The following is a 13,346-nucleotide window of genomic DNA, read 5'->3' on the forward strand; positions in this document are numbered from 1 at the left end:
CAGTGCTTTCCCCCACTCTAAAACAAATGACAAGCCACCTCATGTCCTTTCGCAATCTCTACCATCTTCGGTACTTCCTGCGCGCATTTTTCAGTGGCGAATTTGCAGCGCGTTCTGAATTTGCAGCCGGACGGTGAGTTTAGTGGGCTCGGTACTTCTCCCTCTAGGATGATCCGTTCTTTGCCTATGTTTGTTGGATCTGGTTCTGGCATGGATGAGAGTAGTGCTTGTGTGTATGGATGTGCCGGTTTTGTATATAAGTCTTCGCTGTCGGCAATTTCTACTATGTTTCCTAAGTACATGACCCCGATTCGGTCTGATATGTGTCTTACCATAGATAAGTCATGTGCGATGAATAAGTATGTGACGCCTGTTTCTTCTTGTATGTCTTGCAGCATGTTTACGACTTGTGCTTGGACTGAGACATCTAGTGCTGAGATTGGTTCGTCACATAAAATAAAATCTGGTTTTACAGATAGTGCACGCGCAATGCTGATGCGCTGGCGCTGGCCTCCGCTAAATTCGTGCGGGTAGCGGTATAAGTGTTCTTCTTTTAAGCCTACCTTTTTGAGCAGGTCTAAGATGATTTCTTTTTGTTCTTCTTTTTCATAAGATCCGTGAATGTTCATTGGCTCACTAATAATTTGGAATACATTCATCGACGGGTTTAATGATGCGTATGGATCTTGGAAAATGATTTGCATTCGTTTTCGATATTCTTTTAGTTCACTTTCTTTTAAACTTGCGATATCTTTTCCGTCGAATAAAACGTTACCTGAAGTAACGTCGTGTAAACGAATGATACTTCTTCCTGTCGTTGATTTTCCGCAGCCCGATTCTCCTACTAACCCGAATGTCTCACCCTTTTTAATTGTGAAGCTTAAGTCATCCACCGCTTTTAATTGCTCCGTTTTTCTGCCGAATAGTCCTTTTTTAATAGGAAAATACTTTTTTAAGTTCCGAACTTCAATTAAGTTTTCTTCATGCATGGGAATCACCTACTGTCTTATCGTTTAACCAGCACATAGAGCGTCTTTCATTTCCAATTTCAAAATATGGCGGACGTTCTTTTTCACAAATGTCCATCGCATGCGGGCAACGCTCTGCGAACGGGCAACCTTTTGGCGGGTTTAATAAGTTTGGTGTTACACCTTGAATGGGCGCGAGTCTTTCTTTTACGCCGTTCGATATTTTTGGCAAAGAGTTTAGTAACCCTTTCGTATACGGATGATTCGGTGATTGGAAAATATCAAGTACAGGTCCTTCTTCCATAATAAGCCCGCCATACATAACGATAACGCGTGTACAGTTTTGTGCGACTATTCCTAAGTCATGCGTAATAAGAAGTAACGCCATGTTCGTTTCGTTTTTTAAGTTTTTCATTAAATCTAGTATTTGTGCTTGTATCGTTACATCAAGCGCTGTCGTCGGTTCGTCCGCAATGAGAAGGTCTGGATTACAAGACATCGCCATCGCAATCATAACCCGCTGCTTCATACCGCCGCTTAGTTCATGCGGATATTGTTTTATCCTTTCTTCTGGTGACGAAAGACCGACTTGTTTTAACAAGTTGATCGCAATTCGCTCTGCTTCTTTCTTTTTTACTTTTTGATGCCGTATAATTACTTCCGTCATTTGCTTTCCAATTTTCACGACTGGATTTAGCGCCGACATTGGATCTTGGGATATAAGTGAAATTTGATTTCCTCTAATAGAACGCAATTCTTTCTCAGATTTAGAAAGGATGTTTTCATTATGAAAAAGGATTTCCCCTTCTTTCACTTTTCCTGGTGACGTAACGAGAGACATAACAGACTTCGCCATTACACTCTTCCCGCTTCCAGATTCCCCAACGATACCAACTACTTCTCCTTTATTTAAGCGAAATGTAACGCCTCGAACAGCTTCTACTTCTCCGCTTTCTATGAAAAAAGAAGTCTTTAAATTATTCACTTCTAATAGTTTTTCAGACACGCTTCTCACTCCTTTCACGTAACACTTTAGTTTTCATTTCCAGCTCCTTTTGGCGCGAAAGCTTTCTTCAATGCTTCACCAATTACGTTAAAGCTAAGTACCGTTAAAAGAATAAGGAATCCTGGGAAGAGTGTTAAATACCAAGCTTCACCAATATATCCTTGCGCATTGTTTAGCATGCTGCCCCAAGAAGAATCTGGTTCTCTAATACCTAACCCTAAGAAGCTAAGTGATGATTCCATTAAAATCGATGTCGCAATTGTTAATGTCGCAGCGATAATAATGGTTGATAAAATGTTTGGAATGATATGTCTTACAATAATTGTGAGTGATTTTTGTCCTGATACTTTTGCATATAAAACATACTCCCGCTCTTTTACGGATAGCGTTTCTGCCCTTACAATACGAGCGGTGTCCATCCATGTTAGTAATCCAATAATAAGAACTAACGTCGTAATCCCTGGTTTTAAATAAGCATTTAATAACAGCATTAAGAAAAATGATGGAATTGACATAAGTACTTCAACAATTCGCATTAAAAAGTTGTCTAACTTTCCGCCAAAATATCCGCTAATTGTTCCAACTGCGGTACCGATTGTAATAGAAACAACCATCGCTAGAAAACCGACCGCAAGTGAAACTCTTCCGCCATATAACGCCCTCGTTAAATAATCCCTTCCGTAATCATCCGTTCCGAAAGGATGACTCATACTCGGTTCTTGTAAACGATCTGGAATCGACATTTTACTAGGATCATACGGTGATACAAATGCAAATATCGATGCAATCGTTAAAACCGCCAGTATAATAACTCCCATTAGTACAAACTTATTTTTCGTAAAACTACTTTTTATCGTTTGAAATCTCCTATTATTCATTCCAAATCACCCCCTCATTCGAATGCGCGGATCTACTACGCCATATAAAATATCAGCAATTAAGTTACCGAGAATTAACATGAAGGACGATAGTAATGTAATTGCCATAATAATTGGATAATCAAATCTAAAAATAGCATTTACCCCAAGTGAACCAAGACCCGGCCATGAGAATACTGTTTCCGTAATGAACGCTCCGCCTACTAAACTTGGAATAGATAATCCGAAAATTGTAATGATTGGTATTAATACATTTCGAAGTACGTGATTAAATAAAACGGTTTTCTTCGAAGCACCGTACGCATATTGAATTTGTACATAGTCTTCTTCTAATTGTTGAATTGTACTGGAACGAATATATCTCATATAAACAGAAACGTTTTGGAACGCAAGCACCATACAAGGTAAAATACCGTGCTGCACAATATCCAAGAAGGAATCTTGACCGACTGTACGCATACCCATACTTGGAAGAAGGTTCAACTTTAAAGAGAATAAATAGATTAATAGTAAAGCGAACCAAAAGACTGGCATTGAGATTCCCACATAAGAAATAAAGTTTACAATGCGATCAAAGATAGAATTCTTTTTCACACCTGTAAGTAGTCCAAGCGGGATTGCAATTACAAATGAGACGAGTAAAGACGATCCCATTAAGCCGATTGTCGCAGGTAACCTTTCTACAATAAGATCTAAAACTGGACGATGGTTTTGAAGTGAATAACCAAAGTTCCCTGTTACAATATTTTTTAACCATAAAATATACTGCATATAAATTGGTTGATCGAGCCCTAAACTTCTACGAATACGCTCAACATCAATTGGACTCATATTCGGCGTGACAAAGTTTCGAACAGGATCACCCGGTGCTAGTTTTATTAATAAAAAAGAGATAATAGAAATAACAAATAAAAGCGGAATTGCATTTAAAAGCCTCTTCGCAATTACTTTATACACAAACTTCCCCCCTCAAGCTAAAGAAGCTGATTTCCACCAGCTTCTTTACTGTTTGTTTCTTATTTCACTTCATAAATCTTAGATAAATCTTCAAACATTGTGACAGGAATTGCTTTTGCTTCTTTTAATCCATCAAACTTTTTATCTACTGCAATAACCGCTTTCGGATACGCAATTGGTAGATAAGGTAAATCTTCTCTAGCTGTCTCTTGAATTTTATGGTATAGTTCTGCTCGTTTTGTTTTATCTGTTTCAACTGCAGCTTCTTCCCATAACTTATCAAAATCAGCGTTTTTATAACGTGCATAGTTGTATTCAGCATTACTTAAGAATAAGCTCTTATATGAATCTGGCTCAGGTCCCATTATGTAACCACCGAATGTAATATCGAATTCTTTATTCTCTTTATCTAAGCTTTTTTCACTTGCTGCACTAGCATCTAATGCATTCAGTTCAACTTCTAAGCCAACTTCTTGTAATTTTTGTTGTGTATAAAGCGCTAAGCTTTCCATAATTTTATTATTCGTTACATACATCACGCGTACTTTTTCTTTATCTTTCACGCCAGCTTTCGCTAATAAATCTTTCGCTTCTTTCTTATCATACTTATAATCTTTAATGTCTTTTGCATAATACATAGCATCCGGCGTTAAAATTGAATTTGCTGGTTCTGCAAATTGACTAGAAACGAATGCAGAGTTAATCATTTCTTTCTTATCTAACGCATGCGCAATTGCTTGGCGCACTTCTTTTTTCTTCATCAAATCTGTATTCATGTTATAAGATAAGTAGAATAATCTACCTTCTGGGAATGTCACCATTGAGAAGTTCCCAGTGCTATCTAATTTCTTAAAGTCTTGCGGCTCAATCATCTTCATGTTGATTTGACCATTTTGTAGTGAAACATTTGCTGTATTACGGTCTTTTACAACGCGGTATACGATAGAGTCTAACTTCGCTTTACCACCTACATAATCATCGAATCGATCTAATGCAACGTACTCATCTGATTTATACTCTTTAAACTTAAATGGACCTGATCCTACAGGCTGTAAGTTTTTCTTACTCTTCGCTAAATCTGCTTCCCCTTCAAATACATGTTTCGGAATTGGGAAAAAATCATTCATCACACCTTCAAAAGATGCGCTTACTTGTGGTAAAACGAATTGAACTGTTAACTCGTCTACTTTTTTCACCTCAAGCGGTTTTCCTTTAAAAACAAAGTTTTCACGACTTGAACTATTTTGCTTCTCATCTAAAATAGATTGGAATGTAAATGCTATGTCGTCTGATGTAATTTTCTTACCATCATGCCATTTCAAATTATCTTTTAACTTCAATGTCCACGTTAATTGATCCTCTGAAGGCGTAAAGCTTTCAGCAAGAACAAACTTTTTCTTACCGTCTTCCATATGATACAGCGGTGCATATAAAGCTTGCTGCACAGTTAACGACACACGATCATTCGCATAAAGCGGATTCATCGTCTCTGGGTTATCGCTAACACCAATCGTTAACGTTCCTCCATCTTTCGGAGTCCCTGATTTACTAGTGCCCGCTTGCTTCGAAGAATCTTTTCCTCCAGAACAAGCCGCTAATGCAATAAGTAGTATTAGGACAAATGGTAATGCAAATAATTTCCGTTTCATCTTTCGGCCCCCTCAAACTAGTTATACCCATAAGAAAACTCGGAATTAATTCCGAGTTTTCTTATAAGTTTTAAATTACCACTACCTCTATATAAAGTCAAACTTTTTTGTAAAACTAGAAGGTTTGAAATCTATTTATGCATTCTTGCGATAAACTATATTGATGCGAAGAGCAAAATAAGTTAAAAAACTAGTATCCTAAAAAATTCCTCTTAAATGATTGTTATATATGATCGAAAATGTAGAATGGGATTAAAGATAAAAAAACACTTTTTAGGAGGTTATCATGACATTTGATGAATTGAAAAAAACCAAACCAACAACATCATGGGTTGAGTATGATGAAGACGGGGAATTTTTCACTGAAGAAAATATAAGTGCAACAAATACGGCCCTTGACACTTACATTAACCATCTAGAGCAATTAGGAAAGAACCCAAACGAAGTCGAAGTAATGCAAGTTGTTAAAGAGGTAGTTCTTAAATTAAATGAACTAAATATCGAACATGACCATTTTATCGAAACAATGGAAAGAGAAGATCTCTATGAATTTATCGATACAGCAGCACGAATAGCTGGCTTAGAATCGGAAGAAGATATAACAGAAGAATGGCGGGAATGGTAAACAGCTACACCTCTAATAATGAAATGCACGGCGGTCTAACAAAGGACACCGTTTGAGATCCTAATCTTAATAGGAAAATCAGCGGATTAGCTACCAATGGCTTCATAAAACAGATGCCAGTGGTAGTTCTATTGGAGTAATCTAACTTATTACCTTTGGTTCTTAAATCCCCAACCAGAGACTAAATAGTTTTGCGTTTTGTTTATTGTAACACGGATTACCTTCTTCTTATCATTTTTAGAATAACCTTCTACATCAATAAAACCCTCACGAACTCCATGTAAAATCTCAGCTTTAGTAACTACAAGATCTATATTTTCTTTATCCTTCATGTGATTTATTGCTACTTTCGAAGCTTTATCTTGCGTAATATTTTTGCTGTACATTGTATAAGATATGTAGCCTATTATTAATAATAAAATTGTTAAAATAGCAATATTCATCCTGTTTTTCTTATTCAATATACCCTCTCCTTAAGAAGATTTATAATATAACTATAAATCTTTTTTAAGACGATGGAAATGCTAGTAGTGGTTATGGCGATACTGTACAGCAGTTATAAAATTTAGAAACCTGTAGAAATAAATGACTCAGTTCTTCATAACACCTAAAATAACTTTGATGCAACTCTTTATTTTTCTTGGAAAGGACCAAATGTTATTACCCCTCAACCCAAAATTAAAAAGACCACCAAAAGGCAGTCTCTCTCAAAACTCAATCCTATTCCCCACGCCGCGCTCCACCGCTCTCTCATACAAATACTTCGCAACAATAATATCCACTACCGCCAAACCAACCGATTTAAAAATAGTAATCTCTTCATCACTTTCGCGGCCTGCTTTTTCTCCGCTTATGATTTGACCAAGTTCGGCGTGGATGTCGTTTGCTTTGAATAAACCTTCCTGTATCGGAACTTGAAGGTCTCCTGTTTCTTCTAATACTGCTTCTTTTGATTCAACTACTACTTTATTTGCGCCCGCGATGACGTGTGATGGTAGTTCTTGCATGTTCGGCCTAAATGAGCCGACGGCGTTTATGTGGACGCCTTTTTGTAGTTTTTTTGAGAAGACTGGTGTGGATGCGTTCGTAGTTGTGACGATGATGTCTGCTTCGCTTATTGCTTCATTTGCACTTGTGTAAACGTACGCAGGTTTATTGAATTTCTCTTGTATATATTGCGAGAATGCATACGCCTTTTCTTCTGTTCGATTGTATAAAATGACTTTTTCAATATCTCTAACTGCAAATACAGCTTCGGCAATTCCCTTCGCCTGTTCTCCTGTCCCGATAATACATAACGTTTTTGCGTTATGACGTGCTAAATATTTTGTCGCTACTCCTGATAAGGCGCCTGTTCGGATCATCGTTAAGTACGAACCTTCTAACAGCGCGAGCGGTTCTCCCGTTTGAAAGTCTGATAGCATCACAATCCCGTTTATCGTTTTCTTTCCTATCTTTTTGTTCTCGGGGACTACTGTTACTACTTTTAAACCAAGTGCCTCAAGCCCTTCTGCGACTGAAGGCATAATTAATGCCGTATTTTGCTCGTTCGCAAATGGTAATGAACCGCGAATTGGCGTGATTGTTCTTTCTGCGGAAAACTCTTTTAAGGCAAGCGCCGCATATGCAATGACTTCATTCATATTTACTAAGTTTCGTTGTTCGTTCGCGCTTATGACTAGCATATCTTTCCACCTCCTCCTTCTATCCTAACAAAAATCCCCGATTCAAATCATCTCTCGGGTCTACAACGAACTGATGAAATCCTGTAATAAATGCATGTCCCGTTACTTTCGGAACGACAGCTTCATATGTATGTACCGCTGTTACCGACAATACTTCTCCCTCGAATTTCCCATCAGTAATGCATTCGTGGACGAAAATTTCTTCCTTTTGTAAAGCACCTTTTTCAAAAAGAGTTGCGATTCTTGCGGAAGTTCCTGTGCCGCAAGGAGAACGGTCTACTTGCCCATCAGCGAAGATTGTTACATTTCGTAACGTTGCGTCTTCCCCTTTCGGTTCATCTGAGAAAATAACGCCGTATATTCCTTTTAACCCTTCTTCAAGTGGATGCTTTACTTCCATTTTACTCTCGATGTAGTGCTTAATTTTACCGCCCCACGTTTGAATAGCAGCTAAGTCTTTAAAATCAACTTTCAAACCAAATTCTTTACTATCCACAACAGCGTAGAATGCTCCGCCAAATGCGATATCTACTTGAAATTCATAGTCATCTATTTTAATAGGAACGTCTTTTTTGTATACAAATGAAGGAACATTTTCAAATGATACGGACTCTACTTCACTCCCCCTATATGTTGCGTACGCAATGACTTCCCCAGCAGGGCTATCAATAATGAACTTTTGTTTCTCACCTGTCACTTCAAACATACCTGTCTCAATTCCAACTGTAATAACAGCGATAATGCCGTGTCCACACATCGTACTCCATCCTTCATTGTGCATAAATAATACGCCAAAGTCAGCGTGAGCACTGGCAGGCGGAGTAATGATACAACCGTACATACCGTGATGTCCTCTCGGTTCATACATAAGAACTTCGCGAAGATGATCCAAATGTTCCATGCAGTATGCACGTCTTTCTAGCTGCGTGTCTCCTTTTATTTCTGGCACACCACCCGTAATAATTCGAAGTGGCTCTCCAGCTACGTGCGCATCAATTGTCGTATACACTTTACTAACCTTCATTTCTATCTCTCCCCTATATGTTGATACTCTTTTCATTGCAAATATCATGCCAACGCATAGGGTATAAAGTGAAACGTTAATCAGTGGGGATTTTGTTCATCTCCCACTGATTATTAGTTGAACCAATCGGGCTTTTACGGGCAGTTGATCCCCACCTAACTTCTTTGCTTCCGCTGACTTTTGAGGTGGGGGGTCTTACTGCCCGTTAATGCGGGATAAATTTGTATATATTGTTTGAAAAAGCATACAGTACTGTCTATTTTTTTATACACAATCCAGAATCCATTTTATGGAACCACTTGATACAGCCAGGCTTATTATTTTCAATGGAAAGTTACTTCCATCCCCAACATATACTGTTCAAAAGCAAAAAGGAAGTGATCCAATGTATTACGGAACAAAAGGCTGGTACGTAGCTGAACTAAAAAAATTAGGCGTGCGTTATCATGAAGGACGCAAACTAGAAAGTTACCGCGGACACATCTTGCGCAATTTACTACTTGCACAACAAGAGAAATTAAAAGAACAGTAATATACTAATGTAACGATATCGACGATTCTCGGAATATATCAGCGATTCCACACAATATATCGGCGATTTTTTAAATTTATCGACGATTCGACATGGAATATCGACTTACCGACAAATTTCGCCAAATCCCTCCTCCATTCCACCAACCAATCACACATCAAACCACCATAAAAAAGGTCACCTATATATTATATTTAGGTCATAGAACTTAAACACAATAAAATCAAAGGTAGGAACATATTTGATATATACAAAATGTTTCTGCCTTTTTATTATGCGGCGGGACTCCACACCTATCAACTTAAGATTTTTTTACACTCATAAAACAAAAAATGTACATTTTCTCATTTTGGGGTATTTGCTTTTCTAAGCTTAATTGTGGTGGGGTAGAAGTAAAGCATCTGTTTACATAATACACCTCTCTTCTCTTAAAAAGATTTATTCAATGTAGTGTTTATACATACTATAAATCACAAAAGAAACCGTTGTTTCAAAATTCATTAAGAACAAGTAGAAGGATTAGAAGCAAGTAAGAAGCGTGGCAAAAGTTATAGGTAGGCCAAAATTAGAAAAAAGCTCTCGATTGCATTACGCATGTATGACTATTAAAGAAATTATAGAAGAAACACAGAAGTAAAAAACTTTGTGTTTCTTTTTTATATATTCTATAGGAACTACTTTGCGCTTCACGGCATGGTTACTCTTTCTACCCCAGTACAATAAATTTTTAAAATAGGTAATAAATAACCCCAAATTCACTGATATAAAGGATCAAAAAAAGGAGGCATACTTTTTATGGAACGATAGAGCAATTCAGATACTGTGACACATTTATATCCATTGTTGTTTAAATACTTCATGATACTTTCTAATGCTTCAACTGTCTGAGATATCTTAGAAAATTCACTACCATTCCAATCATGAAGTAGAATGATATTACCAGGTTTAACACCTTTCGTTATATACCTCGAGATTTTGCTAGCTGCTGGACTCCTCCAATCTTGTGGATCCTGATGCCATGACCACAAGATCACAAGCTTGCGATTTTGTATAGCTGTATTAATAATTAAATTGTTATGAAGCCCTCCAACTGGACGATACAGAGTTGGTTTATAACCAGTGATCCGCTTGATAATTTCATCCGTTTGATTTAATTCTGATGTTAATTTAGCTGCAGTAATGTTTTTATCATAAATGTGAGTATATGTATGATTCGCAATTTCGTGTCCTTCTTTTATTTGTCTCTTTAAAATAGCTGGGAACCTGTTAACTTTATTACCCGCTACGAAAAAAATTGCTTTCGCATTGTATTTAGCTAATATATCAAGTATTTGAGGGGTAAAAACAGGATGAGGACCGTCATCAAATGTTAGTGCAACTATTTTTTCCTTTGTATTTACTTCCCAAATTACTTTCCCTGTTCTTTCATATGCTTTACGACTATCTGTAAAAGCATATATGGATATTGGTTTGAAACAAAAAGAAACCATAAAGAAAATGAGGAATATCCAATTTTTTTTCACAACTAATACACTCCTATGAAATACAAGTAAGTTTAGTTTATGAAGATATTTTCAAATTATTTAAAAAGAAACTAAAAAATGAAAGAGATTGGAAAGAAGGACTATTATTTTTTCATTAGTTGAAACTTCAATTTTTATTGGTAATATTCAGCGTACTGATTTCGTCTTAATAAACCATGCTGTATAATACCTCTAACTGTAAACAGTTATTCTTGTCAACAACGATTCAAATTTCCCCAATTTCAACGAAATGAAATTCCCCATTATGAACGGCTAAATCGTTGTTTGGGCAGGATAAATTCCTGCTTTTTTCTTTTCTCGCAAACGGTAGGAGTCACCCTTGATGTTAAATGTAATCGCATGATGTAAGAGGCGATCCAAGATAGCCGTTGCCAATACATCGTCACCAAAAACTTTTCCCCATTCAAGGTACGATTTATTAGATGTTAAAATCATTGCTCCTTGTTCGTATCGCTTTGAAACAACCTGGAAGAAAACATTGGCGGTTAGTTCATCAAAAGGAAAATAACCTACTTCATCTACAATTAACACGTCTGGACGACTCCAACGATTTACGAGTCGCTGGAGTGTCCCTTTATCATTGGCCTTGCGGCACTGAGCCACTAAGTCGTCGGCCGACAAAAATAGGGCTGTATATCCTTGGGTAATCGCTTCAATCGCAAAGGAGACGGCTAAATGAGTTTTTCCTACACCCGGAGGACCCAGTAATATGCGATTTTCCCCATTGGCAATAAAGCGACATGTTAAGGTTTCCTTGACCCTTTTCTCGCTCAGACTTGGTTGAAATGTAAAGTCAAAATCATGAATCGTTTTGGTGTAAGGCAGCTTTGCCCGTTTCATTCGCTTTTCTAGTTGATCAGAATCTTGTTGCTCCGTTTCATGCAAAACGATAGTGTGAAGAAACTCAGAATATGATACATTATCCTTAGAAGCGTCTTCTAGTAAACTATCAAGTTGGTTGGCTGTATGATGCCAGCCGAGCTTCTTTAAACGCTCCAATAAGAGTTCGTTCATCATACAGACTCACCTTCTTCCAGTGCTGCGTAAGCAGCGAGAGGGCGTTTTTCCACATTTGGAGATGGGGTATGAGAGTGAAGACCGTCGGTCGCCAAATCTTCAACGTTCTTCGCTTTCTGCCCTTTTTCTTTTGTATGTAGCCCATCATAGTGTTCCATTCGGATATGAGTAGTTGCTTTTCCTGTAAGAACCGGATGTTTTGCGATACATTCACGTTCATCGTAAATCTCTAAATGATGATCGAGTGTTTCTTTAATCTTAACCATTTGTCCAGCGTAACGGTAAGGAACTGAATACCTTTTTCCGCGGTACGACACCACACAGTCCCGACTGACTTCTCTGGTTTCCCAATGTGAAGTGGGAAACAGAGGCTTCACTCCCCATATCTGCAGGAACTTCTGTTCCTGCTCAAATCGTTGAAATGGTGACTCATTAGTAGTCTGATTGGTTTTCTTGTTAGCTATCTGATCCAACCATGTACGTACGGCTTCATTTAATGCATGTAAAGTTGGTTCGTGTTTTCGCTGAAAGAAGTTATCTTTCAAATACTTAATGGTTCTTTCTACTTTCCCCTTTGTTTGCGGACGTTTAGGACGACAGGCTTTTGGCACAATCCCATAGTAGGCTAAGAAATCCTCAAACTTGCGATTGAAACGAATCTCTACAGGACTATGCTTGATTACAACGGTTTTCATATTATCATAGAGAATTTGTTCTGGTACCCCATTAAAGTAAGAAAAAGCATTCATATGACACTTCATGAGGGTTTCGAGATTCATGTTGGTTGTAAACTCTACGTACTTCATTCGGGAATAACCTAATATCATCACAAATGCATAAATGTCTTGCAGATTGCCATTCACTAAGTATTTTCCCACGTACGCCCAATCCATTTGGGCTTGTTTCCCTGGTGGTGTTTCAAACCGTAAGGTTGCCTGTTTCTTTGGCTGTTGACGAAGAGGACGAACAAAGTCTCTTAAAATTGTCATCTTCCCCTCGTAACCCATCGTTTGAATTTCCTCTAACAGTACGACACAGTTGGTTGTTCCTTCTTTGACTCGTTGAAGGATGTAGGACTTATAGGGTTCGAGCTTACTCTCTTTCTGCTGCTCGCTTGCCTTACGTTCCGGCAACTGATTGCTTTTTAGATATTTGCTGATCGTTTTACGATCGAAGCCTGTTGCTTCTGCAATGGCTGTTTTCGTCCACCCTTTCTGAAATAACTCTCTAATCATAAAAAACTCCCCAATCTTCAGCACCGTTTCTTCACTCCATCTTTGATGTTTGTTTCGAAACGATTATCTGTTATTTTTGGGGAATTTAAAACCGTTGTTATTGGGTATTTTACAATCGTTGATTACATTCTTAACGAAGGGAATAGGACTCTTTTCTTATTCTAATATGCTAAGCCTGTTTTTTTCTAAAATGTTAGTGATCCCTAGAATTAAAAAGACTATATAA

13 protein-coding genes are annotated in these 13,346 nt (G+C 37.7%); 2 read left to right on the top strand and 11 right to left on the bottom strand.

Annotated features, from left to right (window positions below; all coding sequences use genetic code 11):
• Positions 1 to 17: 17 nt before the first annotated feature.
• Genes LMD38_RS21460 through LMD38_RS21480 form a run of 5 tightly spaced genes read right to left on the bottom strand, consistent with a single transcriptional unit; the run spans position 18 to position 5,458 of the window.
• On the bottom strand, positions 18 to 989 hold the full coding sequence (locus tag LMD38_RS21460) for an ABC transporter ATP-binding protein (RefSeq protein ID WP_000544151.1): 972 nt from the start codon (positions 987 to 989) through the stop codon (positions 18 to 20).
• Positions 982 to 1,974 (bottom strand): ABC transporter ATP-binding protein, encoded by a 993-nt coding sequence (locus tag LMD38_RS21465; RefSeq protein ID WP_016716610.1) that lies wholly within the window; start codon positions 1,972 to 1,974, stop codon positions 982 to 984. The genes LMD38_RS21460 and LMD38_RS21465 overlap by 8 nt, the downstream gene beginning before the upstream one ends.
• 26 nt (positions 1,975 to 2,000) lie before the next feature.
• Positions 2,001 to 2,852: an ABC transporter permease gene (locus LMD38_RS21470; RefSeq protein ID WP_001065306.1), complete on the bottom strand. Its 852-nt coding sequence runs from the start codon at positions 2,850 to 2,852 to the stop codon at positions 2,001 to 2,003.
• Positions 2,853 to 2,858: 6 nt separating this feature from the next.
• Positions 2,859 to 3,809: an ABC transporter permease gene (locus LMD38_RS21475; RefSeq protein WP_016716609.1), complete on the bottom strand. Its 951-nt coding sequence runs from the start codon at positions 3,807 to 3,809 to the stop codon at positions 2,859 to 2,861.
• A gap of 59 nt (positions 3,810 to 3,868) precedes the next feature.
• Complete coding sequence (locus tag LMD38_RS21480) at positions 3,869 to 5,458, bottom strand: ABC transporter substrate-binding protein (protein WP_016716608.1); 1,590 nt, start codon at positions 5,456 to 5,458, stop codon at positions 3,869 to 3,871.
• Between the two features lie 286 nt (positions 5,459 to 5,744).
• On the opposite strand from LMD38_RS21480, the gene LMD38_RS21485 reads away from it, so the two are divergent.
• Positions 5,745 to 6,083 carry a hypothetical protein gene (locus LMD38_RS21485; RefSeq protein ID WP_062821470.1) on the top strand — a complete coding sequence of 113 codons (339 nt, stop codon included), beginning with the start codon at positions 5,745 to 5,747 and terminating at the stop codon, positions 6,081 to 6,083.
• Between the two features lie 149 nt (positions 6,084 to 6,232).
• Here the strand turns inward: LMD38_RS21485 and LMD38_RS21490 are convergent, their stop codons facing one another.
• The 3 genes from LMD38_RS21490 to LMD38_RS21500 form a co-directional block, all read right to left on the bottom strand.
• Positions 6,233 to 6,526, bottom strand: coding sequence for a hypothetical protein (locus LMD38_RS21490; RefSeq protein WP_373925900.1), 294 nt, complete (start codon positions 6,524 to 6,526; stop codon positions 6,233 to 6,235).
• A gap of 264 nt (positions 6,527 to 6,790) precedes the next feature.
• The gene (locus LMD38_RS21495) at positions 6,791 to 7,768 is read right to left on the bottom strand and encodes an ornithine cyclodeaminase family protein (RefSeq protein ID WP_227585355.1); all 978 of its coding nucleotides are present in this window, start codon (positions 7,766 to 7,768) and stop codon (positions 6,791 to 6,793) included.
• Positions 7,769 to 7,787: 19 nt separating this feature from the next.
• Complete coding sequence (locus LMD38_RS21500) at positions 7,788 to 8,840, bottom strand: proline racemase family protein (RefSeq protein WP_153019361.1); 1,053 nt, start codon at positions 8,838 to 8,840, stop codon at positions 7,788 to 7,790.
• Positions 8,841 to 9,081: 241 nt separating this feature from the next.
• Here LMD38_RS21500 and LMD38_RS21505 point away from each other — a divergent pair, with 241 nt between their 5' ends.
• A complete protein-coding gene (locus LMD38_RS21505) occupies positions 9,082 to 9,324 on the top strand; it encodes a YflJ family protein (RefSeq protein ID WP_000433493.1) in 243 nt (80 codons plus the stop codon).
• 755 nt (positions 9,325 to 10,079) lie between these two features.
• Here the strand turns inward: LMD38_RS21505 and LMD38_RS21510 are convergent.
• The 3 genes from LMD38_RS21510 to istA form a co-directional block, all read right to left on the bottom strand.
• Positions 10,080 to 10,847: a polysaccharide deacetylase family protein gene (locus LMD38_RS21510; RefSeq protein WP_000742568.1), complete on the bottom strand. Its 768-nt coding sequence runs from the start codon at positions 10,845 to 10,847 to the stop codon at positions 10,080 to 10,082.
• 273 nt (positions 10,848 to 11,120) lie between these two features.
• Positions 11,121 to 11,885, bottom strand: coding sequence for an IS21-like element helper ATPase IstB (gene istB / locus LMD38_RS21515; RefSeq protein WP_000980839.1), 765 nt, complete (start codon positions 11,883 to 11,885; stop codon positions 11,121 to 11,123).
• Positions 11,882 to 13,144, bottom strand: coding sequence for an IS21 family transposase (gene istA, locus LMD38_RS21520; protein WP_002073783.1), 1,263 nt, complete (start codon positions 13,142 to 13,144; stop codon positions 11,882 to 11,884). Before istA ends, istB begins: the two co-directional genes overlap by 4 nt.
• Between the last annotated feature and the right edge of the window lie 202 nt (positions 13,145 to 13,346).

Origin of the sequence: Bacillus pacificus (assembly GCF_020861345.1) — a bacterium.
In the GTDB taxonomy this organism is placed as follows: Bacteria; Bacillota; Bacilli; order Bacillales; family Bacillaceae_G; genus Bacillus_A; species Bacillus_A pacificus.

Excerpts from the sequence above, each read along its gene's own strand:
- LMD38_RS21495 (WP_227585355.1), bottom strand. The coding sequence starts at position 7,768 with ATGCTAGTCATAAGCGCGAACGAACAACGAAACTTAGTAAATATGAAT.
- LMD38_RS21480 (WP_016716608.1), bottom strand. The coding sequence starts at position 5,458 with ATGAAACGGAAATTATTTGCATTACCATTTGTCCTAATACTACTTATT.
- LMD38_RS21470 (WP_001065306.1), bottom strand. The coding sequence starts at position 2,852 with ATGAATAATAGGAGATTTCAAACGATAAAAAGTAGTTTTACGAAAAAT.
- LMD38_RS21485 (WP_062821470.1), top strand. The coding sequence starts at position 5,745 with ATGACATTTGATGAATTGAAAAAAACCAAACCAACAACATCATGGGTT.
- LMD38_RS21500 (WP_153019361.1), bottom strand. The coding sequence starts at position 8,840 with ATGATATTTGCAATGAAAAGAGTATCAACATATAGGGGAGAGATAGAA.
- LMD38_RS21490 (WP_373925900.1), bottom strand. The coding sequence starts at position 6,526 with ATGAATATTGCTATTTTAACAATTTTATTATTAATAATAGGCTACATA.
- istB (WP_000980839.1), bottom strand. The coding sequence starts at position 11,885 with ATGATGAACGAACTCTTATTGGAGCGTTTAAAGAAGCTCGGCTGGCAT.
- LMD38_RS21460 (WP_000544151.1), bottom strand. The coding sequence starts at position 989 with ATGCATGAAGAAAACTTAATTGAAGTTCGGAACTTAAAAAAGTATTTT.
- LMD38_RS21505 (WP_000433493.1), top strand. The coding sequence starts at position 9,082 with ATGGAACCACTTGATACAGCCAGGCTTATTATTTTCAATGGAAAGTTA.